24 protein-coding genes are annotated in these 25881 nt (G+C 54.0%); 5 read left to right on the forward strand and 19 right to left on the reverse strand.

The genetic code is table 11. The features are described 5' to 3' along the window. The first annotated feature begins 9 nt into the window (after nucleotides 1-9). Together rpmG and ACIQW9_RS07875 are read left to right on the forward strand one after the other, a co-directional pair. Entirely contained in the window at nucleotides 10-177 is a 168-nt protein-coding gene (gene rpmG / locus ACIQW9_RS07870; protein WP_011871858.1) for a 50S ribosomal protein L33, read from the forward strand. A 221-nt stretch (nucleotides 178-398) separates the two neighbouring features. Continuing rightward, the gene (locus tag ACIQW9_RS07875) at nucleotides 399-1043 is read left to right on the forward strand and encodes an FMN-binding negative transcriptional regulator (RefSeq protein ID WP_402335073.1); all 645 of its coding nucleotides are present in this window, start codon (nucleotides 399-401) and stop codon (nucleotides 1041-1043) included. Between the two features lie 111 nt (nucleotides 1044-1154). On the opposite strand, the gene ACIQW9_RS07880 is transcribed toward ACIQW9_RS07875, so the two are convergent. The 9 genes from ACIQW9_RS07880 to ACIQW9_RS07920 form a co-directional block, all read right to left on the reverse strand. After that, complete coding sequence (locus ACIQW9_RS07880) at nucleotides 1155-2348, reverse strand: fatty acid desaturase (RefSeq protein WP_402335076.1); 1194 nt, start codon at nucleotides 2346-2348, stop codon at nucleotides 1155-1157. Nucleotides 2349-2454: 106 nt separating this feature from the next. Then, the gene (locus tag ACIQW9_RS07885; RefSeq protein WP_402335079.1) at nucleotides 2455-3813 is read right to left on the reverse strand and encodes a mechanosensitive ion channel family protein; all 1359 of its coding nucleotides are present in this window, start codon (nucleotides 3811-3813) and stop codon (nucleotides 2455-2457) included. A gap of 8 nt (nucleotides 3814-3821) precedes the next feature. After that, a complete protein-coding gene (locus ACIQW9_RS07890) occupies nucleotides 3822-5078 on the reverse strand; it encodes an RsmB/NOP family class I SAM-dependent RNA methyltransferase (protein WP_402335082.1) in 1257 nt (418 codons plus the stop codon). A 42-nt stretch (nucleotides 5079-5120) separates the two neighbouring features. After that, complete coding sequence (gene purN, locus ACIQW9_RS07895) at nucleotides 5121-5750, reverse strand: phosphoribosylglycinamide formyltransferase (protein ID WP_402335085.1); 630 nt, start codon at nucleotides 5748-5750, stop codon at nucleotides 5121-5123. A gap of 166 nt (nucleotides 5751-5916) precedes the next feature. Further along, complete coding sequence (locus tag ACIQW9_RS07900) at nucleotides 5917-6315, reverse strand: barstar family protein (RefSeq protein ID WP_402335088.1); 399 nt, start codon at nucleotides 6313-6315, stop codon at nucleotides 5917-5919. Between the two features lie 48 nt (nucleotides 6316-6363). Continuing rightward, nucleotides 6364-6738 (reverse strand): ribonuclease domain-containing protein, encoded by a 375-nt coding sequence (locus ACIQW9_RS07905; protein ID WP_402335091.1) that lies wholly within the window; start codon nucleotides 6736-6738, stop codon nucleotides 6364-6366. Between the two features lie 147 nt (nucleotides 6739-6885). Beyond that, the gene (locus tag ACIQW9_RS07910; protein ID WP_402335094.1) at nucleotides 6886-8064 is read right to left on the reverse strand and encodes a patatin-like phospholipase family protein; all 1179 of its coding nucleotides are present in this window, start codon (nucleotides 8062-8064) and stop codon (nucleotides 6886-6888) included. A gap of 75 nt (nucleotides 8065-8139) precedes the next feature. Beyond that, nucleotides 8140-9933: a gamma-glutamyltransferase gene (gene ggt / locus ACIQW9_RS07915; RefSeq protein ID WP_402335096.1), complete on the reverse strand. Its 1794-nt coding sequence runs from the start codon at nucleotides 9931-9933 to the stop codon at nucleotides 8140-8142. Nucleotides 9934-10447: 514 nt separating this feature from the next. Beyond that, nucleotides 10448-11434, reverse strand: a complete 987-nt coding sequence (locus ACIQW9_RS07920; protein ID WP_011871869.1) for a diaminopimelate dehydrogenase — start codon at nucleotides 11432-11434, stop codon at nucleotides 10448-10450. A gap of 672 nt (nucleotides 11435-12106) precedes the next feature. Here ACIQW9_RS07920 and ACIQW9_RS07925 point away from each other — a divergent pair. Continuing rightward, the gene (locus ACIQW9_RS07925) at nucleotides 12107-13357 is read left to right on the forward strand and encodes a putative Na+/H+ antiporter (RefSeq protein WP_402335099.1); all 1251 of its coding nucleotides are present in this window, start codon (nucleotides 12107-12109) and stop codon (nucleotides 13355-13357) included. Between the two features lie 207 nt (nucleotides 13358-13564). Next, nucleotides 13565-13831 (forward strand): hypothetical protein, encoded by a 267-nt coding sequence (locus ACIQW9_RS07930; protein WP_402335101.1) that lies wholly within the window; start codon nucleotides 13565-13567, stop codon nucleotides 13829-13831. 40 nt (nucleotides 13832-13871) lie between these two features. Here the strand turns inward: ACIQW9_RS07930 and ACIQW9_RS07935 are convergent, their stop codons facing one another. The 10 genes from ACIQW9_RS07935 to ACIQW9_RS07980 all read right to left on the reverse strand — a co-directional run bounded on the left by ACIQW9_RS07935 (nucleotide 13872) and on the right by ACIQW9_RS07980 (nucleotide 24486). Next, nucleotides 13872-14048 carry a hypothetical protein gene (locus tag ACIQW9_RS07935; protein ID WP_402335104.1) on the reverse strand — a complete coding sequence of 59 codons (177 nt, stop codon included), beginning with the start codon at nucleotides 14046-14048 and terminating at the stop codon, nucleotides 13872-13874. A 10-nt stretch (nucleotides 14049-14058) separates the two neighbouring features. Continuing rightward, nucleotides 14059-15687, reverse strand: a complete 1629-nt coding sequence (locus ACIQW9_RS07940; RefSeq protein ID WP_402335107.1) for an L-lactate permease — start codon at nucleotides 15685-15687, stop codon at nucleotides 14059-14061. Between the two features lie 451 nt (nucleotides 15688-16138). Further along, nucleotides 16139-18298 (reverse strand): sodium-translocating pyrophosphatase, encoded by a 2160-nt coding sequence (locus ACIQW9_RS07945; RefSeq protein WP_402335110.1) that lies wholly within the window; start codon nucleotides 18296-18298, stop codon nucleotides 16139-16141. A gap of 250 nt (nucleotides 18299-18548) precedes the next feature. After that, a complete protein-coding gene (adk, locus tag ACIQW9_RS07950) occupies nucleotides 18549-19205 on the reverse strand; it encodes an adenylate kinase (RefSeq protein WP_402335113.1) in 657 nt (218 codons plus the stop codon). 168 nt (nucleotides 19206-19373) lie between these two features. Further along, a complete protein-coding gene (kdsB, locus tag ACIQW9_RS07955) occupies nucleotides 19374-20126 on the reverse strand; it encodes a 3-deoxy-manno-octulosonate cytidylyltransferase (RefSeq protein WP_402335115.1) in 753 nt (250 codons plus the stop codon). A 29-nt stretch (nucleotides 20127-20155) separates the two neighbouring features. Further along, nucleotides 20156-20335 carry a Trm112 family protein gene (locus tag ACIQW9_RS07960; protein ID WP_402335118.1) on the reverse strand — a complete coding sequence of 60 codons (180 nt, stop codon included), beginning with the start codon at nucleotides 20333-20335 and terminating at the stop codon, nucleotides 20156-20158. Then, on the reverse strand, nucleotides 20316-21386 hold the full coding sequence (gene lpxK, locus ACIQW9_RS07965) for a tetraacyldisaccharide 4'-kinase (protein WP_402335121.1): 1071 nt from the start codon (nucleotides 21384-21386) through the stop codon (nucleotides 20316-20318). Before lpxK ends, ACIQW9_RS07960 begins: the two co-directional genes overlap by 20 nt. Nucleotides 21387-21442: 56 nt before the next feature. Then, entirely contained in the window at nucleotides 21443-21877 is a 435-nt protein-coding gene (locus tag ACIQW9_RS07970) for an ExbD/TolR family protein (protein ID WP_402335123.1), read from the reverse strand. 21 nt (nucleotides 21878-21898) lie between these two features. After that, entirely contained in the window at nucleotides 21899-22510 is a 612-nt protein-coding gene (locus tag ACIQW9_RS07975) for a MotA/TolQ/ExbB proton channel family protein (RefSeq protein ID WP_011871880.1), read from the reverse strand. A gap of 350 nt (nucleotides 22511-22860) precedes the next feature. After that, entirely contained in the window at nucleotides 22861-24486 is a 1626-nt protein-coding gene (locus ACIQW9_RS07980; RefSeq protein ID WP_402335126.1) for an AAA family ATPase, read from the reverse strand. A 498-nt stretch (nucleotides 24487-24984) separates the two neighbouring features. Between ACIQW9_RS07980 and rarD the strand changes: the two genes are divergently transcribed. Continuing rightward, a complete protein-coding gene (rarD, locus tag ACIQW9_RS07985; RefSeq protein WP_402335129.1) occupies nucleotides 24985-25869 on the forward strand; it encodes an EamA family transporter RarD in 885 nt (294 codons plus the stop codon). The last annotated feature ends 12 nt before the right edge of the window (nucleotides 25870-25881 follow it).

A 25881-nucleotide genomic window follows, 5' to 3' on the forward strand; every position in this document is an offset into this window, starting at 1 on the left:
GGAACCATCATGGCGAAATCTGGCCGCGACAAAATCAAGTTGGAATCGACCGCCGGTACGGGTCACTTCTACACGACTACCAAAAACAAGCGTACGACTCCGGAAAAAATGTCGATCATCAAGTTCGATCCGAAAGTCCGCAAGCACGTTGAATACAAAGAAACCAAGATCAAGTAATCGATCTTCAGGTTTCAAGAAAAAGCCGCTCTTTCATGAGCGGCTTTTTTTATACCTGCGAGTCGTGTCCACAAACAGGCGCCGCAACAGCGGCTTGAATTGCATATCCATAGTGCGCTCTTGCCAGTCTTCAGTATTAACTCAAAATTTGAGACAGGCAATCATCCTGGAACTCTCCTTTACCGATATGATTTCAGTTGAAGCAACGGCATGGAGATACGATGTACCTACCCCAACATTTTGCACAGACCGATCACACCAGGCTATATGAGCTCATCACGCTATCCCCGTTGGGCATCCTGATTGCCAATACGCACGCCGGCATCGAAGCCAACCATCTGCCGTTTGAACTGGATACTGAGCAAGGTGCGCACGGCAGCCTGTATTGCCACGTCGCGCGTGCCAACACCGTCTGGCAGCAGGCAAATTTATCAGACGCCGACAGTCTGGTGATCTTCCAGGGACCGAGTGCATACATCTCGCCCAGCCTGTATGAAACCAAGAAAACGACACACGAAGTCGTGCCCACTTATAACTACGCAGTAGTCCATGTCTATGGTCGCATCATCGTCCATGACGATGCGCGCTGGCTGCGCGGCATGGTTGGCCGACTTACCAAAAAATTTGAAATGCAGCAGGAGACGCCATGGAAAATGAGCGATGCTCCGCCCTCCTATATCGACGAACGCCTCAAGCACATCGTCGGCCTGGAATTGCAGATCACGCGGATTGAAGGAAAGTGGAAGATGAGTCAAAACAGAAATCACGCCGATCAACTGGGCGTGATTGGCGGACTGATGCAGAGTGCCGACAAGGATGAGCGCACCATTGCCGCAATCATGCAGCAGCAACAGAGCGGCAGATGAATTCTGATGCACAACGAGAAGCAAGGTAGTCATATGCAATAGCGCTTGCATACATCATAAAAAAAGCCCGGATAACCGGGCTTTTTTGCATGCGTGTACTGACTGACCTCTTTATGCGTAACTGCGCAGACGCAAGGAAAAATCGCGCAGTGCGGTAATGCCCGACGCTTCGGCGCGCACACACCAATCCTGCAATTGATGCAGCAGCTGGTCACGGCTGGCGTGCGAACGTTCCCAGATTGCACCCAGTTCCACGCGCATTTCGTGCATGGTCTTGAGCGCCTTGCTGTGTGCGAACAATTGCGTCAACTGCTCCTTGTGCGGCGCTTCCAGTTTGGCCGGTTCGCGATGCAGGAGTTTTTTGGTGGATTTCAGGAAACCCGATTCCAGATTTGCCTTTTCCTTCAGATGCTCGATTTCGTCATGCCATGCCAGCTTCAGCGATTTCGCATACTTTGCCGTCACATCGTAACGATTCGAGATAACGGATTGCAGCGTGTTGAAATCCAGGTGCATTTTGCCGTGTTCGAATTTTGGTTCAGGCGCAACCTTCTTCACCTTGGCCAGACCAACTGTTTCCAGCATACGGATATACATCCAGCCGATATCGAACTCATACCATTTCGCCGACAGCTTGGCCGAAGTGCCGAAGGTGTGATGATTGTTATGCAGCTCTTCGCCACCAATCAAAATGCCGATCGGGAAAATGTTGGTCGCTGCATCGCTGCATTCGTAATTGCGATAACCCCAGTAGTGACCGATGCCGTTGATGATGCCGGCCGCAGTAATTGGAATCCAGGCCATTTGCAATGCCCACACCGATACGCCGATCACGCCGAACAGCATGACGTTAATAATCAGCATCAACACGATACCGGTCGCGCTACGGCCGGTATAAACATGACGTTCGAGCCAGTCGTCCGGCGTACCGTAACCGTACTTTTCCATCGTTTCCATGTTTTTTGCTTCGGCACGATACAACTCGGCACCTTCAAAAAACACTTTCTTGATACCGCGTGTGACTGGGCTGTGCGGATCGTCTTCCGTTTCGCATTTGGCGTGGTGTTTGCGATGAATCGCGACCCACTCCTTGGTAACCATGCCGGAGGTCAGCCACAACCAGAAACGGAAAAAATGACTTGGAATCGGATGCAGATCCAGCCCACGGTGCGTCGCGCAACGATGCAGATAAATCGTTACACCCGCAATCGTGATATGCGTCACGGCAAGTGCATAGAAAAACACTGTCCAGCCGCTCGCGCCGGTCAGGCCGTTGGACAGAAAATCCAGTACTACATCTAACATTATTGTGGCTCCATTGTGAATGCCATGAACAAAAGGTATCGCCTATATGGTGTCAGTCCGTCTAAAAACGAGACTAATAAAAATTTCGAGGAGAATTGTACCCTTTTTAGGGTGCAGAATCGGGAGTGGAACGGCGGGCATCTGCATTTAAATGCTCTTTTACCGCACGATATTGTTCATCAATCAATCTTATTTCGCGCTGCGGGAATGGCACATTGATATCGTGCACCTGAAATGAACGCCAGATTGCCCGATTGACATCGGATAACACCCCAACCCGACCATTCTCCGGATCGGCAATCCAGAAACCGAGTTGCAGATCGATGCCATCGGCACCGAATGCAGTCATGTTTGCCTTGGGCGTGCGATCCGGCCCTTTGCGCACGCGCGCGATATTCAGGGCTGCCTCTTCCAGCAGGCGCAAGGCAAGATCGATATCCGTGCGGTAATCCACCGTGACCTTGGTCGTCAGTAGCAACAAGCGGTCCGTGAGTGAAACGTTTTGCACCACGTTGGAAACCAGCATTTCATTCGGCATGACCGTATCCGTGCCATCGCCGCCACGCAACACTGTATAGCGGGTATTGATCTGTATTACCTGACCGGTAAATCTATCCACCGTGACCGTATCGCCAATCGACAGACTGCGTTCCAGCAAAATCACGAATCCGGAAACGTAACTGCTGGCGAGTTTTTGCAAACCCAAACCCAGCCCGACGCCCAACGCACCGCCAAATACCGACAGCACGGTCAGATCGATTCCCACCATAGACAAGCTGACCAGCAAAGCGATCAGAACCAGGATAGCCCGGCTCATGCGCGACAATACTGCGCGCATGGAGGAATGCATGGAGCCGAACTTCATCAAGCGCTCTTCCAGCAGCGCCGATATCCATAACGCAAGCAGCAGGGTGACGCCGACCGACAATATGGCTTGCAACATCGTCAGGAGCGACACTTTGTTGCGCCCTAACGGAATCAGCGTACTGTCCAGAAACTCGGCAATATCCGGCAACAAGCCTGTGATGTGCAAAGCGACGATCGTCCACACCAGACCTGCGAAAGCGCGCCCGAACAAGAGGATGAAACTGCCATCGTTGCCGTCGCGCGCAAACACGCGTCGCAAGATATAAAGTGCCAGGCGCACCAGCACAAACGATGCCAACAATGGCAAGACCACCCGCATCAAATCGACACTGAGCCAGTGCGCCAATACCAGATTGGCAACGCCTAACAGCACCAGCGTCAGCAAGGGCCACAACACCCGCGCAAACTGTTCCGCATCCGGCTTGGCTGCAATATTTTTCTGCGCATCGCGCGCGGCAAGAACGCCGCCCACCACACGCGTCAACAGCCATCCCAGCGCAAAGCACAGCACCACGGCAAGAATTTGCCAGCGCAAATCGGGGATGCCGAGATCCGTCTGGAAATCGACCCAGAGTGTGGTGAGCGGGTTCTGGTTCATTTGTCCGTTCAGGTTTTACGTTGCAGTACCGCCGCGAAAAACCCATCCGTCTGATGCTCGGCAGGCGACAGCTTCAGATACTTATCCATCGTCAGATCTATTTTTTGTTCAGCCAATACTTCACTCATGGGTACGAGTGCAAAGTCTTCGCGCGAGGCAAGGAACTGCTCGACAATCGCTTCGTTTTCTTCATCCAGAATACTGCAGGTTGCATACACCAGACGACCGCCGGCTTTTACCAGACGCGCCGCACCAGCCAGAATCGAAGCCTGCTTTGCATTCAACTCCACCAGCGATTGCGGTGTCTGACGCCATTTCACATCGGGATTGCGACGCAAGGTGCCGAGTCCGCTACATGGTGCATCAACCAGCACGCGATCGATCTTGCCAGCCAGACGTTTGACCTTGGAATCGTTTTCATGCGCGATCTGCACCGGGTGCACATTCGACAAACCGCTGCGCGCCAGGCGCGGTTTCAGCTTGGCCAGGCGTTTTTCGGAGATATCGAATGCGTACAAACGGCCGGTATTGCGCATCGTTGCACCCAGCGCCAGCGTCTTGCCGCCGGCGCCGGCACAAAAATCGACCACCATTTCACCGCGTTTGGCGCCAACGATTTGCGACAGCAACTGACTACCCTCATCCTGCACTTCAATCGCACCGCTCTTGAACAAGGGCAGATTTTGCAAGGCCGGTTTTTTGATGACGCGTATGCCTAGCGGCGCAAACGGCGTCAACTCGCACAGTATCGGCGCCTGCGCCAATTCCGCCACCACATCTTCACGTGTCGCCTTGATCGCGTTGACGCGCAAATCCAGCGGTGCCGGCTGGTTCATCGCATATGCCAATTCCAGCGTTGCCGCTTCGCCGTCGCGCGCCACCAGTTTGTCGAACAGCCATTCCGGCAGATTCGCCCGCAACAGGGATGGCAGCAAGGTGCGATCGATCTGCATCACGTGCTTCAACCATTCGGTTTCTTCTTCCGACAAACCACCCAGCGCGTCCACGCCGACGGCATCGGCCAATCCTAGCAGCGTCATGCGGCGCATGGTCGGACCGTTGCCGGATTCGGCAAAGCTCGTATACACCGCCTTGTTGCGCAGCAAACCGTATACTGCTTCGGCAACCACGCCGCGTTCACGCGAACCCAGTCTTGGATGATCGCGGAAATAGCGCGAAAGCGTGCTGTCAGCCGGGCCGGTAAAACGCAATATTTCGCGCAGCACTTCTTCCGTATTGTTAATGATCGCGGGAGGCAACCTCATGTAATTCCTTCATAAAATGTCTTGCTGGTACTGCTGTTTATATTAGTGAGACGATGGCTCGTTATTGTCCGGAACCATGTGCGCAATGCCATCAGTCAGCGATACGCGTCCTTCGACAAAAGCACGTATGACACGCGGATAAATGATGTGCTCCTGCTCCAGCACACGCGCAGCCAATGTTGTTTCGGTATCGTCGGGCAGTACCGGCACCGTCGCCTGCGCCACGATAGGACCATGATCCAGGTCGGCAGTGACGAAATGTACGGTTGCACCGTGAATGGTGACGCCCGCCGCCAAAGCTTGGCGATGCGTTGCCAAACCGACAAAACTTGGCAGCAGCGATGGATGTATATTCAGCATCCGGCCTGCATAATGCGTAACAAAACGGCTGGTGAGCACACGCATGAATCCGGCCAACACCAGCAGATCCGGCGCAAATTCATCGATGCGGCTTTGCAGCGCCGCATCGAATGCTTCGCGCGTCGCATAGTCCTTGTGCGGCACCACAATGGCTGGAATGCCATGCTCGGCAGCGTACTGCAAACCACTCGCATCGGCCCGATTGCTGACCACCGCGACTATCTTCGCCGGCCATTTTTCATCTTGCGCAGCCCGGATAATGGCTTCCATATTGCTGCCGCGTCCGGAAATCAGAATAACGATTCTTCTCATGGCGCGCATTGTACCGTACCGCGGCCTTACCTGATTTCAAGCGAGCGCGACAAATACGGATAAAAATGTCCGGAAGGGATGGCTCAGATAGCGAAACAAGGAGGGAAAAGCAAGGAAGCGGACAACAGATCAGCCGCCACCACGAAGTGGCGGGATCAAGGGAAAATTACTGGAAGGAGTAAAACACTCGAAATGCGATTTTTTTATCGGCCCAGAAATCAGCCGCATCACGAAATACATCCAACAGGGTTTCGCGCGCTTCCTTGTCGAATTTTGGTGTATTCGGCAACTGTTCCAGCACCACCAGGAATCCCGGTTGCGGCCCCGCCTTGTGCGCCAGACTGGTCAGGCAATCCGACAGTGCATCGAAATTCTTGCCAAAATGACGTGGAAAATGGAAGGCTTCAGCAATGATCGCGAGCACCTGTTGTTTCGTGGTCGCATGCGCACAATGCGCGTACAGGAAATGCTGCTCGAGCTGTGCGGCCTCAGCCTGCAGATCGGCCACGCGGAAAGCCCGGATCGATTGCACTACATTTGACGGCACGGTTTTAAACAAACTCATTTATCCCTCATATCCAGCAATTTTATTATTAACATCCGAACGAACACTTCACTCTACGACCCGCTTGAAACTTCTATAGTGATCAGCGGTGTAATAATATTCGTGCGGCCTGTTTTTTTCACCGCCAGTAATCATCCGCCTTGCGCCCCGGTTGCGGGTACGCGGTGTTTTCACGGTGTATTCACGATAATACCCACGCCTTTGTTGCGGCAAAATCTTTTCATAGTTGCCGAACACGGAGCCGTCTTTCTCATACGGGAAAGGGCCGCCCTGCCGAATCAACGCAATAGTTTGTCGCGCCTCTGGCGGCAAATCCGTCGCTTGCACGATTCCCAGTGCACCAGAATCAAAGGCAAAAGCGTTGTAGGAAAGTAATAATGTAGCGAAAAACAGGAAAAAACGTGTGATTAATTTAACTTTCACCGAAATTCCTTAATAGATAGCAATAAATATAGCCAATCCGGCTACATCCCATACCCGAGAGTAACGTGTTGCGTTTGCCGAATCAACCCGTATGCAGTGACATATCTACTTATTTCCCAGGCCTTTCATGAAGACTTTTGCACACATTCAAGCCTTCTGCGTCGCGAAAAAACCAAGGATTTCATTCTTGTGCGCTTGCGCATCACGGCGACCCAATGCGATCAATTCACAGGTGTAGCTTTTTTCAAACAACAGATAGGAAGCCAGCGCGGCGCCGCGCACTTCGGTAGCGCCTATGGTCGCCAGCAACATGCGTACGGGGCGCGGCAGACTGCCGATGTGACGGCTGGCGATGGTATCGAGCCGCTCGGATGGCGCGATGGTCAGCATTTCCACCGGACGCAAGGGTGTCTTGGTTTTTTGTTCATCAGTCAGCAAGGACAGCGTCTGGTTGATGCGGTTCAAGCGTTCAATATCGCCGGCGATACTGTCGAGGAAGATGCTGGACATCGCATGACCGGCGATTTGCGCCAGACTTGGATACTGCGCGTTGGCGGCTGAATCAATAGCCGGTTCCAGCAAGCGTCCGGCACCTATCACCAGCACCTTGTCGGCCCCCAGATGAATGGCGGGCGAAATCGGCGCCATTTGCCGCATCGAACCGTCGCCGAAATATTCGCGCCGCCCTTCGCAGTAAATCGGGGTTGCCGGAAAAATCAATGGAATCGCTGATGAGGCCAGCAAATGCTCGACCCCGATCTGACTGCGGATCGCTACCCGTTGCGTGCGTACCCACGGCTCGATATCGGCTTCGCTTTGATAAAAGGTGATGTGCTTGCCGGCAGTATAGGAAGAAGTGGTCACCGCCAGGGCATGCAATTTGCCATCCATCAATGCCGCGTCCAGACGCGGCAGATTCAGCATGCGATTCAGCAGGCTGACCAAAGGCGTATTGTCCAGCAGGGAGTTGGGCGGATTGGCCTTCCATTGCCGCATCAACCAGCCGAAGGACAGCAGCGACAGCCATTTCGCACCGGAACGCAGGACGCCCAGCGAATCGGCGCGATATACTTGCTCGGCTGTAAAGTGTTCCCACACGCTCACGACCTTGTCGAGGCCGGCAGAAAAATCGTCCGCATGACAAGCCAGCGCGGTGGCATTGATGGCGCCGGCCGAGGTACCGCAAATAATGTCGTAAGGATTACGCTCGGGTGCCCAGCCTGCCTCGCGCAATATTTCAGATACGGATTGCAGTACACCGACCTGATATGCCGCCCTTGCTCCCCCTCCAGTCAGTACCAGGCCGATTTTCTTTTGATTTTGCATAGAGAGCGATTATTAAGGGGTTTGCAGTTTCGGGCAAGTCTGCGCACATTGACCGTGGTGCCGATGCAGCGCGACTCAATCTCCCCGCGCTATCCCTTCGCGCCTCGGGTCGGCGCCGCCAAACCAGACCTCTTCACCATGCACAGGCAAACGCATGATGCCGTGCAGGCCGGAAGTTTGTTCCACCACTTGCACCTCATGACCTCTGGCCTGCAATTGCGCAATCAGGCTTGCCGGTACACGTCCCTGCTCCAGTTCGGTCGGACCGTTACGGCTGCCGATATTCGGCAGGTTGATCGCCTGCTGCACATTCAAGCCCCAATCCATTGTGGCTATCAACACCTTGGCCACATAATTAATGATGGCAGAACCGCCGGGTGAGCCTATCGCCAATACCAGTTTCTTCGAACCTTTTTCAAATACCAGGGTCGGTGCCATCGAACTGCGCGGACGCTTGCCCGGCTGCACGCGGTTGGCTATCGGGCCATCGGCATCGGCCGATTCCATCGAAAAATCGGTCAGCTCATTATTCAGCAGAAAACCGTCTACCATCTGGCGCGCACCGAAACCGTTTTCTATCGTCGTCGTCATCGCCAATGCATTGCCCTCACCATCGACGATGGAAATATGCGAGGTCGAGGGCAATTCGGGTGAAGCATCGTTTCCCCATGCAAGCTGCTGTCCGAACGGCATACCCGGCTGCGCCTGTCCCATCGATCGCTCGCCTATCAGCGCAGCGCGCCGGGCCAGATATTTTTTATCCAGCAGCGCACGTACGCCACCGTCCGGCAACGGGATGAAATCGGGATCGGCAATATAACGATTGCGATCCGCATAAGCCAGGCGCCCTGCTTCCGCAAACAGGTGCACGGCATCCGCATTCAGCACACCATCGATAGGTGCCAGCGCGCGCATGTCTTTCGTTTCCAGCATGCCCAGCATCTGCGCCACCGCAATTCCGCCCGAAGATGGCGGCGGCATGCCGCACACTGTCCACGCCTTGTAGTCGCTGCAAACCGGCGTCCGCTCTTTGGCCCGGTAAGCGGCCATATCCTGCGTCGTCAAGCTACCCGGATTATCTGGATGCTGCGTGACCTTGCGAGCGATATCGCGTGCGATCTGGCCTTTGTAAAAGGCATCGGCGCCATCGCGCGCAATTTTCTGCAGCGTCGCGGCCAGCGCCGGATTTTTCAATCGATAGCCGATCGGCCTCGGCTTGCCTTGCGCATCATAAAAATAGGCTGCTGCAAGCGGATCGTTTTTCAAATACGTTTCAGATTCAAGCAAGGTGGCCAGGCGCGGACTGACGGCAAAGCCATCGGTCGCCAGTCGGATCGCCGGTGCAAACAGCGTAGACCATGGCAACTTGCCATATTGTTTGTGCGTCAGCTCCAGCATGCGCAATACTCCCGGCACACCAACCGAGCGACCGCCCACTACGGCCTCCTGAAAGGGCATCGTCTTGCCATCGGCAGTTTGAAATAGTTTTTCAGTCGCATGCGCCGGCGCAGTTTCACGCCCGTCGAAAGCTTGTACCTTGTCGCCATCGAAATGCAGCATGAAGGCGCCACCACCTATGCCCGACGATTGCGGCTCGACCAATCCCAATACCATTTGCGTGGCAATCGCGGCATCCACCGCGGAACCGCCTACCTTCAGCATTTGATAACCGGCATCGACAGCAAGCGGGTTGGCAGCAACCACCATGAATTTTCTGGCGATCCAGCCATGCTTTTCGATATAGCCGCTACTGCCTTCCGGCTCGATAGGAGCAGCATGCCTGGACGCGAAATGATGGTCCGGCGGCAAACTGCTGCAGCCACCCAGCAAGGCAGTCAATAAGCAAATAACAAGGGACGATTTAATCATGCAGGATTTCGCAGATGGAAAAGACAAACAGTGAACCAGTGTAATTCGCCTGTGCGCTGCTGTAGCGTCCGGGGGAAAAAGAAATACAAATCTAAATTTATACAAGTCTTTGAATTTATTGATAACAAATTGATTGAGGAATGATGATTTGCAAATGATTGGGCTCGCGCCGGCCGTGGGCGAACAAAAACTTAACGCAATGTCCAAGATGACATGACCACTACAGAATACTCCACCAACAGAGATCGGGAGGGATGGGGCGCGCCAAGCAACGCTCGACAGTGTTGAGCTTCCGCTTGAACTGTTGAGGGAGATGCGTGCGCTGACAAAAAGAGCTGCCGAGATGCGGGAGTTGCTACTGCCTGAGAAACTGAGTCAGGCCATAATTTTGATTGCCATCAAAAATCACGTCGGTGAGGAAAAGTCCTCGACCGACGTAAGTGTGCTGTTATATGAGTCTACGGTTTCTTTCCCTCGCAAAAACTGATGAGTGAATGCCTCCGTATCCCAGGGATCAGAGCAACTCTTTGCGCAACTGAGCCGGACTTTTGGGTGACAGAAGGCCTGGAGCGATGTCCAACACGCTGTGCGCTCCGTGCACTCCTTTTTTGTGGAGGCGGAAAGCAGCGCGGGCGTAAGCGACTAGTACGGCGGCTGTGAATTCAGGGTTGCTGCCGAGCTTGAGCGAATACTCTATTACCTGTTTGCTGCCATCCCCTGTCTGGCCGCTGCGGATAACGAAGCCTCCGTGTGGCATGGCAGAGTGATTACTGCGTAACTCTTCCTCGCTGATGAAGTGCACAGTCGTGTCATAGTCGGCGAAATAGTCCGGCATGCTGACGATGGCATGTTCCACCGCTTTGGCATCGGCACCGGCTTCGAGTACAACATGACACTCGCGAGTATGTTTCTCGCGTGTCGACAGTTGGGGCTGGCTGCCACTGCGTACCAGTTCCATCGCCTCAGCCGAGGGGATCGTGTACTGCACACCGGCCTTGACGCCCGGCACGCGGCGTATTGCGTCCGAGTGCCCCTGACTTAGACCTTTACCCCAGAAGGTATAGGTTTCGCCTTCTGGCAAAATGGCTTCGCCGAACAGACGATTGAGCGAGAACACGCCCGGATCCCAGCCTACCGAGATGATGGATGTGCGCTCGCCAACGCATGAGGCACTGTCCATCGCGGCGAAATATTCCGGAATTTTATTGTGCGTATCAAAGCTGTCAATCGTGTTGAACAAGGTAGCCAATGCTGGGCCTTGTTCGGGTAGATCGTTCTTTGATCCGCCGCACAGAATGAGCACGTCAATCTGGTCGCGAAACTGTTCGATATCGTCGAATTTATGGACGGGTACAGCCTGGGTCAAAAGCTCGATGCTAGCGGGATCGCGCCGGCTGAAAACGCCGACCAGTTGCATATCAGGGTTGCGTGCGATCGCCATTTCGACCCCGCGACCGAGGTTACCGTATCCGGCAACCCCAATACGGATTTTTTCATCCATTAAAGTTCTCCTAGTTCAGAATCTGTGTGATGAGATATGGATACCCATCAAAAATAGTGTTACGCCCTCTTTTTCACGGCTTATATAAAAGCAGGCACAAGGCCTCATGCAGTATGCGTTCAGCCGCAAATAATACTCGATAGCATTCGGAAAATCAGAGGAACTGTCTAGCTGCTCCCTGGCGACCATATCAAGTCATTGAAATGGCTAGTCCGCTGTGGCGGAAACGACTGGCAAGCTTCCAGTACACTCGCAATTTCTTATTTGCTTCTTTGTCCTGTCCATGCTCGGGATTGCGTATGGGTGCTCGCTCAGGTAAGATCAATATGGGTGTAGCGCTGCATCGTGCAGCGAGACAGGTTTATGCGATGGTCGGGCCGCCACGCGGGATTATTGCGACCATGAACCGATACCCTTTCCGGCATTTCTTGCCTGACGCTCAGCTTTCTGCAAAGCGTTTCTCTTTGATTCCTGATTATTTTCTGTATTGATGCCTTGAGCCATCGCTTTGCTCTGTCCTGTTTTCAGGCCGCAGAGGCAAAGCTTGTCGAAAGCAAGTGAGACATGACCGTATTGTTTGGCCTGTCACAGGAAGCGAGTAGCAATATACAGAACAATTTTGGGCATCACAATCTCCATCATTCGCAATAAATTAATGAGACAGGACAGTATATGGACAACATCAATCTAATCGCAGCGGTCATTTTTGCGCTCGCGCTGATTCATACGTTTGCGGCAAAGTCATTCGAACGTATTGCTGATCGCAGCAAAAAACACGCAGGACTGTTTCATCTTCTTGGCGAAATTGAAGTGGTATTCGGCTTATGGGCATTTGTTCTCATCGTGGTGATGGCTTTTGTCGTCGGCGGGAAAGAGGCTATCGAATATGCGGAATCCCGGCAATACACGGAGCCATTGTTTGTATTTGTCATCATGGTGATCGCTGCCTCCAAGCCGGTATTGGAAGCCATCAAGGGATTCGTATCCATTCTTGCTACGCTTTTGCCGATACGCACAGCCGTTGCACGTGTATGGCTGTGTCTGGGCATGGTTCCATTGATCGGTTCGTTTATTACAGAACCTGCCGCGATGACACTGGCAGCACTCATGCTGGCACCGCTGGTATTTCGCGAAGGTACGCCGGAATGGAAAAAATACGGTGCCCTGGGTGTCTTGTTTGTGAACGTATCCATAGGCGGCACTCTCACCTCTTTCGCTGCGCCACCGGTCTTGATGGTGGCTGCAACGTGGAATTGGGACAGCGCATTCATGGCGAGCACCTTCGGCTGGAAAGCGGCGGTTGCCGTTCTGATCAATACCACTGCGATTACGTTTCTATTGCGCTCGCATCTCACAGACGAACCAGCCAATACGGCACAATCTGCCAAGGATGCGATGCCATTTTCGGTAAGCCTCGTTCACTTTCTGGCTTTGGGTGGCGTGGTTGTGTTTGCACATCATCCGGTTATTTTCCTGGCTATCTTTCTGTTTTTCCTCGGTTTTACCAAGGCATATAGCCAGTATCAAAACACGCTCATTCTGAAAGAAGGCTTGCTGGTCGGTTTTTTCCTGGCAGGCCTGGTCGTCCTCGGCGGGATGCAGCAATGGTGGTTGCAACCTATTGTGTCCAGCCTGGAACCAACAGCCTTGTTCTTCGGCGCACTGGGTTTGACGGCGATTACAGACAATGCGGCGCTGACCTATCTGGGTTCGCTGATTGAAGGCATGACTGATCAAGCCAAGTACATGCTGGTTGCCGGTGCGGTTGCCGGCGGCGGTTTGACGGTGATTGCCAATGCGCCTAATCCGGCTGGTGTTGCCTTGCTCCGCGACGGGTTTAAAGATGGTGCAATCGGCCTGGGCGGCCTGTTGGCCGGCGCCATTTTGCCAACCGCTGTTGCTGCTGGCATGTTTCTAATCTAGATTCAGGTAGATAGTGTGGCGATGTGATCCGATATGCACATCGCCACCACTGGGCATTATCACTTTCTTGTTGCAAAAATGACTGCCGTACTGATCTGCACGATTGAGTGATCGCTCACCAGTCCCCGGATTGCCTCTTCTCCTCCGAGTATGTTCCCGATACGCATAGTAGCGGCGAGCAACTGCATGATTAATCAAAAATAATTGATGTCTTCTTTGGCAGCCGATACGCCATTGATGCTGTATTTGCTTGCAAAACTCCTTTCATGCACGGACTACGTTTGTGAGCAGCGTGAATTTTGTTTCAAGACAAGGTCCTGGATTCGCCAGGCGATTGATGAGGACTGTGTTTTAAGCCGAGGGAAAATCACGAAGTCATATGCAGCCACGAACTTTGTTGCAACAGGAATGACCTTTTCCTTGCTGGATAAAAAAAGACCGGATCCTTATCGCCAGAATCACTGGCAGATATGAATGCGGCCTCACAGGAAGAAAAGCAATGATGCGGATGTGTTTACTTTTTCTTGGCGGTGATACACAGGAAAGGCGTGATCAGCATAGAGAAAGTAAACAGCGCAAAACCGCTGGCAAGCAATATGCGTACTTGATTATGCAGGCCGAGATAAATAAGCGGCGCCGCGATCAATGCTGCAATCCCAGCGATGATGAGCCAAATGATTTCTTTGGACATGCCTTACTCCTTAAGCAACAAAAAATACGATGACGCCAATGATGACCGCAACGATCATGAATAGCGGGATGGTTACCTTCAGCACTTCGCCTTCACGACCGAGAATGCCTGCTGTCGTTGTGCCCAGCAATACGTTACCTGGCGCGATCATGTTTCCAGCAGCAGCTCCAGCGGTTTGCGCGCCGAGGATGGCTGATGATTTCAGGCCGACTGCATCTGCTGTGGAGAGTTGAAAACCGCCGAATAAAATATTCGACGCCAAGGCGGAGGTGGTCATGAAGGAGCCCAGCCCGCCAACGAGCGGTGCGAGGAAACCATAACCAGTGCCGGTCACTGCTGCAACGCCTTGGGCAAGCACGAAGACAGAACCTGAGCCTGCCATGATATTGGACATGGCAATCAAGGCGATCACGGCAACGGTTGATGGAATGGCTTTATCCAGCGTGTTGTATAGCACGCGTCCCATTGCCCCTGAGCGCATGCAACCCATCATGGCAAATGAGATATAGCCAACTACGGCAGCCAACAGCAGGAAGGTTCCTGCATCAATCAGCGGAGCAAAGGATGCGCGCGATGCCGTTTGTACAAAGCCCAGGCCGGTGACAGTCTCAGGGAAGCTCAGTGAGATTGAAAATGTAGCCAAGGCCGCTTTGACCGGTGCAATCAACAGGATGCCGAAAGTGATAATCAGCAAGGCATAGTAAGGAATGAATGCCTGGTTCAGCGTCATGCTGGGCGCTGCTGCCGTACGCTCTCCACTTGAAGTCGGATGTGGTGCAGGAGCGATGCCTTTTCCTTGACGCACGGAGTCTTCAAAAATGACGCTGTCCGCAGGTTTTGCATGACGATAGCCCGGCAGTTTTGCGACGAAGAACAAGGCAATGAACGCGACGGTTGAAGCAATAAAACCAGTGAGTGTAGGGTTCCATTGCGCCAGCACGAGCGTCAAACCACCTTGCAATGCAGACAAAACCAGGATCGCGGGAAGTCCCTTGCGTACGCCCGAGGATTTGCCATATACCCAGCAAACCAGCAAACCACCAAAAAAGTTGAGTACCCAGGTAAAAATGGCAGCATAAAACGCGGTCTCAGTCGCCAAGGCTGGGCTCATGTCCGCTGCCTGATTCAGGCCCAGCCAAGCTACCGCGAGCGTACCAAATGTATTGTTCCATGCGTGCCCAACCAGGGGAATGATCACTGCATAGAGTGGACGTACGCCGATACCTACCAGCAGCGGCGCACAAACCGCAATCGGTACACCGAAGCCGGTAACGCCTTGCAGAAAAGATGCGAAGGCCCAACCGAATGCGAGCACCTGCATCAGTGGGTCTGGCAGAATGCGGGTAATACCCTGACGTAGCGGTTCAAAGGCACCGCCTTCATTCGTCACTTCATAAATCAGAATGGATGCCCAAACGACGTACAGTACCTTAGCGGCGCTCCATGTGCCTTTCACAGTTTCATAGCCGATTACTTCCGCCGGCGTATCGAAAAAAAACCAGGCTGTTGCTGCTGCGGCCAACCAGGCAACAGAGCCGGCTTCTGCCACCCCCCATTTTCTACCCAGCATTAATACCAATAAAAACAGTAAGGGCAGGAATGCCATGAGCCAATTTGTTGCGGATACAGTCATATTCATGATGTGTGCTGTCTAGATTGAGGCTGTGGTGCGACTACGTATACGAGGGAGATAGTTTTCCTGCTGCATTTCGGGGTAAAAATGGGGAGGGCATAACTAGACTGAAGGTTCTTCAGTATTGATCAATCCTGAACGTCACAAACTCAATTTAAATCTCTTCCTTTGTAAATTGTTAATCATCTCTGCTATAAGCTCAGACCATATCTGACATGTCAGTTTAAAATATCTATGATCCTTGTCAAGCTTAATTTCACTTTTTAAGACTAGGAAGAAGCCGCTGGGTGCATGGGATGCGTATGGAAAAAGAAGGTCGGGTTGCTTTATTTGTTAAATAAATCCGGGATGAACGTGATTGAAGCAAGGGGGAATAGCTGATCCTGCACTTGCGCCACTTTCGATTCAGACAATAAAAAAGCAGCCGAAGCTGCTTTGTCATGAGCAAGAAATTTCACTAGGGCTTGATCGGTGCCGGCACCACAATTTCCGTAACGGGAACCACGATCGTTGTCGCCGGTACGATGATCGTCGTCTCAATGACGCTGCCGTGTCCGGTGATGGCCTGCAGACCTGTCGCAGGCAGCAAGGGCACCATCAGCAAAGCCACGATGTTGATGATCTTGATCAGGGGATTGACGGCCGGCCCGGCCGTATCCTTGTAGGGATCACCAACCGTATCGCCGGTTACCGCGGCCTTGTGCGCTTCGGAACCCTTGCCGCCGTGATGGCCGTCTTCAATATATTTCTTCGCGTTATCCCAGGCGCCGCCGCCGGTGGTCATCGAAATCGCCACGAAGATACCGGTCACGATTGCGCCCATCAACAAGCCGCCTAGCGCCGCCGGTCCCAGGATCATGCCGACCAGTATTGGTATCGCTACCGGCAATAGCGAGGGAATGATCATTTCCTTGATTGCGGCTGTTGTCAGCATGTCGACGGCCTTGTCGTATTCCGGCTTGCCGCTGCCATCCATGATGCCTTTGATATCGCGGAACTGTCTCCGCACTTCCATCACCACCGCACCGGCAGCACGCCCTACCGCCTCCATCGCCATCGCCCCGAACAGGTAGGGAATCAGGCCGCCGATGAAGAGGCCGACGATGACCAATGGATTCGACAGATCGAAAGATGTGCTTTTACCGACCGAATCCAGCGCGTGCGTGTAATCGGCAAACAGCACCAGCGCTGCCAGACCGGCCGAGCCGATTGCATACCCTTTGGTCACCGCCTTGGTTGTGTTGCCGACGGCATCGAGCGGATCAGTAATCGCACGCACCGATTCCGGCATGCCGGACATTTCGGCAATGCCGCCGGCGTTATCGGTAATCGGTCCGTAGGCATCCAGTGCGACGATGATGCCAGCCATCGACAGCATCGCAGTGGCCGCAATCGCAATCCCGTACAAGCCGCCCAACCAGTATGAAGACAGAATGGCGGCACAGACCGAGACCACCGGCCACGCCGTCGAACGCATGGACACGCCCAGTCCGGCAATGATGTTGGTGCCGTGACCTGTCGTAGATGCCTGCGCCACGTGCTGCACCGGTTTGAAATCGGTGCCGGTGTAATACTCGGTGATATAGACCATCAGGCCGGTCAACACTATGCCGACCACCGCGGAACCCATCATCGCGACACGCAATTCCGGCGGAATGACTATCCAGGTCACGATGGCGAAACCAATCAGCGACAAACCCGCCGCCCACCACAATCCGGTGTACAAAGCCGACATGATTTTTTTACCCGGCTTCGCCTTCACCATCGAGCAACCGATGATGGAGGCAATGATGGAGACGCCGCCCAGCAGCAAGGGATAAATTGCAGCCTGCAATTCCATGCCCTTCATCACCAGCGTGCCGAGCAGCATGGTTGCAATCAGCGTCACCACATAGGTCTCGAACAGATCGGCAGCCATGCCGGCGCAATCGCCTACGTTGTCGCCTACGTTATCGGCAATCACCGCAGGATTGCGCGGATCGTCTTCGGGAATACCTGCTTCGACTTTACCAACCAGATCGGCGCCTACGTCTGCGCCCTTGGTAAAAATACCGCCGCCAAGTCGCGCAAAAATCGATATCAGCGAGGCGCCGAACGCGAGGCCGATCAACGGCGTGATCACGTCATGCAGGCTGACGGTATAACCGAGGCCATGACGTGCAGAAGATGTCAGTATCAGATAAAAAATCGCCACGCCGAGCAAACCCAGACCGACTACCAGCATGCCGGTAATTGCGCCGCCCTTGAACGCGACATCCAATGCCTCGTTCATGCCTTTGGTGGCAGCCTGCGCAGTCCGCACATTGGCGCGCACCGACACATTCATGCCGATGAAACCGCATGCGCCGGACAGCACGGCGCCGATCAGAAACCCGACTGCAGTCGTCAGACCGAGACCGGGCACTACAGCAATGATGATGAACAGCACGACACCGACGATGGCGATCGTCCGGTATTGCCGCGCCAGATAGGCTGCAGCACCGGTTTGAATCGCGCTGGCGATTTCCTGCATGCGGGGATTGCCGGCATCCTGCTTCAGGATCCAGCTGCGTGAGATCAAACCATAGATGACGGCAATGACGCCGCATGCAATGGCGAACCAAATGCTTGATGCCATATCGACTCCTCCAATTTTTTAACGACTTAGTTAACCACTACGACATTTACGACAGACATTTAAAAAACGTCCTGCGAACTGCGTACTGCAAAACTTTCCGTCGCCCTTTTTATTATTGGGTGCCAGGGCTGGCTGAGTCTGGTGATGCATCAATACGGTTTAATGCTATAGCGAACTAACTGCCAGAACAAGCGGCTACGAAAATAAATGAGCCGGCATGAAAAAAGCGGACACATGGTCCGCTTTTTCTTTAGCCTTCCAACGCTTTAAAGGCGCTGTCGCGAATTTGATCGACCGGACCGACACCGGCGATCTTGCGATACTTGGGGGCACCCGGCTGGCCGGATTCTGCCCACTTGTTGTAATAGCCAACCAGCACTTCAGTCTGATCGTGATAGACGGACAAACGTTTCTTGACCGTTTCTTCCTTGTCGTCGTCGCGCTGGATCAGCTCTTCGCCGGTCACATCATCACGACCTGCCGCTTTCGGCGGATTGAATTTGACATGATAAGTACGGCCGGATGCAGGATGCACACGACGGCCGCTCATGCGCTCGACAATCGCTTCGTCCGGCACATCGATTTCCAGCACGTAATCGATGGCGACGCCGGCATCTTTCATTGCATCTGCTTGCGGAATGGTGCGCGGAAAGCCATCGAACAGATAGCCGTTTGCACAATCTCCATCCTTCAATCTGTCCTTGACCAGACCGATGATGATGTCGTCCGATACCAGACCACCTTCGTCCATGATTTTTTTGGCAGCGATGCCCAATGGAGTACCTGCCTTGACCGCAGCGCGCAACATGTCGCCAGTGGAAATTTGCGGGATATTGTATTTGTCTTTGATGAAACCAGCTTGCGTGCCCTTACCGGCACCAGGCGCTCCTAAAAGGATGAGGCGCATGAAATTTTTCCTAAAACGAGTTTTGAATTCTATTACCGAAAGGTGCCATAACGGCACCGGAGGATAGACGTGATTTATAGATTTACGCTATGAACTTTGCACGAAACTTACCACAAAATTATATCAAATCCATTTTTTGCCTTTGCTGCACCGCAGCAAAACGTACCATCACTGCGTGAAATAACGACGCACGCGCAACAGGTCTTCAGGCGTATCCACACCCGCTGCCGGCGCATGCGGCGTGACGTGCACGGCAATCGGCACGCCATGCCACAACACGCGCAATTGCTCCAAGGCTTCAATCTGTTCCAGCGGCGACACAGCAAGCTGAGGATACGCTTGCAGGAAGGCATTCCGATATGCGTACAAACCGATATGGCGCAGCGGCGCATACGCTGCCGGCAATTGTTCCCTGCCCTGCGCAAAACCGTCGCGATGCCACGGTATCGTCGCCCGCGAGAAGTACAGCGCACGTCCAGATTTATCCAGCACGACTTTCACCACGTTCGGATTGAAGACATCGGCAATGTCGTCTATCGTATGCGCCGCCGTTGCCATCGGCACCTCGTGCGAAATCAGGGTTGCGGTGGCGGCAATCAGCGAGGGATCGATCAGTGGTTCATCACCCTGCACATTGACGATCACCGCATCATCGGACAAACCGAGCGCTGCCGCCACTTCCGCTATGCGGTCGGTGCCGGACGGATGATCGGTGCGTGTCATTTGCACGGCTACATTGTTTTGCACACATGCGGCGAAAATATCGGCATGATCGGTCGCCACAATGACGCGTGACGCACCGGATTGCATGGCTCGTTCCGCCACCCGCACAATCATCGGCTTGCCGCCCAGGTCGGCCAGCGGCTTATTCGGCAAGCGGGTAGAAGCGAGACGGGCGGGAATGATGACGGTAAAAGACATCGGCGATTCCGGAAGGGCGACGGCCGGCCTCAGCCGGCTGCAGGCGTCTGCAAATCGCGCGCCTGATCGGCCCACATGATGGGAATGCCGTCGCGGATCGGATAGGCGAGCTTATCGACCTTGCAAATCAGTTCCTGCGTTTTTTTATCATGCTCAAGCGGGCCTTTACAGAGCGGGCAAACCAGAATATCAAGCAATCGAGTGTCCACGGAGTTTCTCCACAATTTGTTCAGCGAACGCATCATCAAGATGCGCAGTTACAGGTACGACCCACACACGCGGATCGTTTCTTAGTGCATCGTTTTGCCGACATTTTACTGCATCCTTCTCCGTGATCAGAATCACATCCGCATTCACGGCAGCAAAAGGATTATCGACAAAATCGTAATGGTCCGGCAATGGCATCTCGTCAAACTGCAGGCCGGCGGCCCGCAACTGGGCGAAAAAGCGTTCCGGATTGCCGATGCCGGCAGCCGCCAGTATCCGCGCCGGAGAAAAGCCGGTGGTAGCGGCAGAAAACGAACGCAACGCGCGCGACGGCAAATCTTCCGACGGCAGATTGGTCGCGGCCAAAGGCTCAGCCATCACGCCGGACAAACGCATTTGAATCACATCCGGCGGCATCGCCGTTTCCTCCGGCGAGCCATTGATCACGGTAAAGTCACGCCGCCGCGATACCGGTTCGCGCAAAGGGCCGGCCGGCAACAACCAGCCGTTGCCATTACCGCGCCCGTCGAACAGCATGATTTCAATATCGCGCGCCAGACGGTAATGCTGCAAGCCGTCATCCGAAATAATCACGTCGACTTGCGGATGTGCTGCCAGCAAGGCCTGCGCAACGGCAACCCGATCGCGTCCGACCATCACCGGGCACTGCGTGCGATGTGCAATCAGCAAGGGTTCGTCGCCCACGTCCTGCGCCAGTGCATCCGGCGTGACCGCGCGCGGCACATCGCTGCTGGCGCCATAGCCGCGCGAAATTACACCGGGATGAAAACCCGCCTGCCGCAATGTCTGCGCCAGCCAGATCGTCAGCGGTGTTTTACCGGTTCCGCCCACGAAAATATTTCCCACCACGATGACCGGTACCCGCATGTGCTGTGCTTTGGCAATCCCGAGGCGATAACAGAGGCGACGCAGGGCAGACAGCACGCCGAACAGACAGGATAAAGGCCACAACAGCCAGGCCGCCAGACCGCGCCGCGCCCATGTCCGCTTAAAAAATTCTTCGAGATTAGAACGTTGCAGGGCCAAGAGCACGCTTCCGTGAATGAAAGACACTGTCGCAGCAGGCGACAGCGATAAAACGACAAGGCTTACTTTTTACCGCTGGCCTGCGCCGCGAAAGTCACTTTGGAATAGCCGGCGATACGCGCTGCTTCCAGCACATTGATCACGCTCTGATGCGTGGCAGTGGCCTCGGCCGCAATGATGACGACCGGATCCACATTGGCTTTACCGGATGCCGCTGCCGCCGCAGTCAATTCTTCGGCCAGGGCTTCCGGATTCTGCACCGCGACCCGCGTGTTATTGATCGCATACCGGCCCTGCGCATCAACAATGACATTGATTTCAAATGGACGCTCCATTGCTTTTTCCGCATCGGCGGTCGGCAATGTAATCTGCAAAGCGGTGAACTTGCTGTAGCTGGTCGATACCATCAGAAAAATCAGAATCACCAACAACACGTCGATGAACGCGATCAGATTGATTTCGGGATCTTCGCGACCCTGCCCTTTGCGAAAATTCATGAGGCGGTTCTTTCCAGTGGCTTACTTGCGTGCACCGTGCACGGTGTCGACGAACTTCACAGCCTGCTGTTCCATGTCGATGATGAAACTATCGACCAGCGCGCGGAAGTGACGGTAGAACACCAACGATGGCATCGCAATCGCCAGGCCGAAACCGGTGTTGTACAGCGCAATCGAAATCCCGTGTGCGAGTTGCGTCGGATTGGCGCCGGTGCCGGTCGCATTTTGCGAACCGAAAATTTCGATCATACCGACCACGGTGCCGAACAAACCCATCAGCGGCGCCAGTGTGGCGATCGTTCCCAAGGTTGTCAGGAAACGCTCCAGCTCATGCGCAGTGCCGCGCCCGGCTTCCTCGATCGATTCCTTCATCACATCACGCGGCGCATTTACGTTACGCAGGCCGGCGGCCAGCACGCGGCCTAGCGGCGAATTCTTTTCCAGCGTCGCCACCACGTTCGCGTCAATTTTTCCATTGTGATAAACCCGCACCACTTCTTCCAGCAAGCTCGGTGGCAGGATGCGGCGCCGGCGTAAATACAGGCTGCGTTCGATGATCAGGGTCAGGGCAATAACGGAAGCGATCAGCAGCAGCCAGATCGGCCAGCCTGCTGCATGAATAATGGCGAGCAAAGGAAGCTCCTTCTTTGGTTCAAGTAAGTATGGATGGAGAATGTAACGGTTTGGCGCAACGAGAGCAAGTTTCCAGCGGCGTCGAAACGGCTGGAATACATCGCTACGACATGTTAACCGTCATCGGAGCAATCCATGAAATTCTTTTCACTGGCCAAGAATCCGGGAGCTGCAGCTTGTGCACATTTTCTGTGGATAACATTGTGTGCAACTGCGTGGAAGAACGCAAAGCACTTGATTTCAAAGCGTTTTTTTACGCTGCACAAAAATGAAGCTGTGCACATCTGTGCATGATCGCGTTAATTTCCATCCGCAGGCGAGCATCATGCCCGCCTGCCATGACAGCATACTTAATGGATGCCGCGAAACATCGCACATTGCCTGAAAGTCTCTTCAGAGAACGGGATGTTCTTGCTCTTGCAGAACTTGGAAGTAAGTTTCAGCAATTCCTTGATGTCGCGGCCGCTCGATTTTGCATAGGTGTTGCTCAGCGCATCGATCAGCTGGTCCGATAATTCGACGCCGAATTGCCCAGACAAGGCTTTCCATAAACGCATGGCATCCTCCTTCGACGGCGTTTCATACTGGATGGTCGCAATACAGCGCGACAGAATGGCGTCGTCCACGTCCTGAATACGATTGGTGGTCATGAAAAGCAGGCCATTGAAATATTCCAGCGTACGCAGGAATTCCGCCACGATCGCATTGTGCTGCAGATCATTATCGCGGCAGCGTATGTACACGTCGGCTTCATCCAGCAGCAGGATTGCGTCCCAGCGGGCGGCGCGACGCAAGATCTGCGACAGATTGTGTTCCACCGAAGCGGCGGTGATGCCGAGCTGACCGGAATGCACCCGATACAGCGGCTTGCCGACGACTTCGGAATACACTTCAGCGGTCAGCGTCTTGCCCAAACCAGGCGCGCCCTTGCAAAGAATGGTGGTGCCGCCCGATTTGCCTTCGACGATATCCTCCATCAGCACCGTCATGTCGGCCGTCAGGATGTCGATCAGATCGCGATGGTGATCTGGCAGGATCAGTTTGTCGCGCAACTCGGGCTTGTATTGATATGCCGTCAGATTTTGCACGTGCACCCAGATATTCTGGTGCAGTTCCAGATGGAACATGTACAGATAGCAGTGCAGCGGAATTTTTTCAAAGCCGACTTCGAAACCAGCGTCGCGCCAGAATGCGCAATCCGCACTCATTTCAAACCGGCGATCCAGCATCTCTTCGTCGTTGACGCATTTCGCGGAAACGCCATCCCGTATACGCATCAAATGGAAACGGGATTTTTCATCATTGTAAAAAGCCGAATGGCGCGCCACAAACTGCGCGCCGAATTTCGTCTGGTACTTGAGAAAAGACTTGGCGTGCGCCTCGTACTCCTGTTTGAATTCGGCGCACTCCTTGAAGTAGCCGCGTTCGGTCAGCAGCTCGGGAATAGTACGGTTGGCGATATCGTGATTATTAATCACGATCGCATTCGTCATGCCCGAACGGCGCATCCGGTAATCGGACGACGTTTCCTTGTTGGCAGCCGGCATCGTGTTGGCCAGCAGATCGACCACCACATAAGGTGCACCCAGATCCGGCACCACATAGCGCAGACTATGCACCAGCCACGGCAGCAGTACGCCGTCCTTGTTGCGTTTGTAAAGCCAGCCGTCGATCACATCGCGTGACAGGTAGGCAGCCAGGCCAGGCACCAGCTTGTCGAGGCTGGGAATTTTGCGCGCTTGCGGCGCGCCGAGAATATTGTCCTGCGCCAGCAACTGGAACATCAGCGCGCGCTCGTCCTGTACCTTGCATAAATTGTACAAGCTGTTCAGCGCAGCCGCGTCGAACAACTTGCTGGGCACGATCATGTTACCGTGACATACACCATGTTCGGTAAGGCGTTTTGCCAGAGGAGATTCGGCTTCTATCATCCCCAACAATACATTGACCAATGATTCCGGTATTTCGTAATCCATCACAGCTCCTGCTAATGTCGCGCCCGGCAAAGTTACATGCCTGGTGGAATATTGCTCCAGGCGATTAAAGAAGCGAAGACCCGAAACAAGGTTCGGGCTCGCGTACCCAATCCATCGGGACGAAAAAAGAAAACGGCCTCCATCTCTGGAAGCCGCATACTCTTGTTGGCATCAACAGCCGGAATCGAAATTCGGCGGCCAACTACTATCCTGCCTCTTCGTCAACAGCGCATTTTTTACGCCTTGAGAGATCGTCCCTTGCTTTTAGTAAGCCTCCCATCATAAAGCAATAAGCCGGTCATGTGAAGCCAGCGTCGTACGGCCATGTAGCCTTGCCTTGACATGATACAAATCCGGCCATGAACAGCGCAAATCCAGCCAGCCATCATGATAGGTCCTGCGAAAGGTGGCAATTTTGCCAAATACACGCTGATATCCGCAAAGAAATCCTTATACTTGAGCGCTCGAATAATCCGGCCTATTGATGATGGAGTTGCAGTGTCCAAAGGTATTGTTTTTTCAGTGCTCAGCTCGACACTGTTTGCCGTTCTGTATTTCTATTCGACGCTGCTGACCCCGCTTGACGGCGAAGAGATTTTCGGCTGGCGCACGCTGCTGACCTTTCCCTTCCTGACCATCTTCATCTGGACTTGCGGCCGCCAGCAACTGATACACACGCTGATGCAAAGAATCCGGCGTCAGCCTTTGCTGTTGGTCGGCGCACTTGCCTCCGCTGCGCTGCTTGGCATCCAGTTATGGCTGTTCATGTGGGCGCCGCTGCATGGCCGCGCGCTGCATGTCTCGCTCGGCTACTTCCTGCTCCCGTTAACCATGTTGCTGACCGGACGCATCGTCTATCAGGACCGCCTCTCCCGGCCGCAGAAACTGGCAGCGTTCTGCGCCATGTGCGGTGTCGCCAACGAACTGTTCCAGGTCGGCAGTTTTTCATGGGAAACGCTGGTAGTGGCCTTCGGCTACCCGCTGTATTTCGTGTTACGCCGCCGCATGGGCGCAAACAATCTGGGCGGTTTATGGCTGGACATGGCACTGCTGCTGCCGGCAGGCTTGTGGTTTATCCATGCGGGAGATGTCGGCTTTACTGCCTTGGGCGAATATCCATTACTCTATCTGCTGATCCCGCTGCTCGGCGTACTCAGTGCGTGTGCGCTGATTTTTTATATGGTCGCCAGCCAGATGCTCCGTCTTAGCCTGTTCGGCTTGCTCGGTTATGTGGAACCTGTACTGCTGGTTCTGGTCGCCTTGTTGCTGGGAGAAAGCATCAAGCCGCACGAATGGCTGACCTACATTCCCATCTGGATTGCCGTATTCTTGCTGGTGGCCGAAGGCGCCGCAAGCCTATACAAAGCACGGCCGGCGCGCTGAGCATTACGTAAA

The organism is Herminiimonas sp. NPDC097707, assembly GCF_044761395.1.
Classification (GTDB): domain Bacteria; phylum Pseudomonadota; class Gammaproteobacteria; order Burkholderiales; family Burkholderiaceae_D; genus Oxalicibacterium.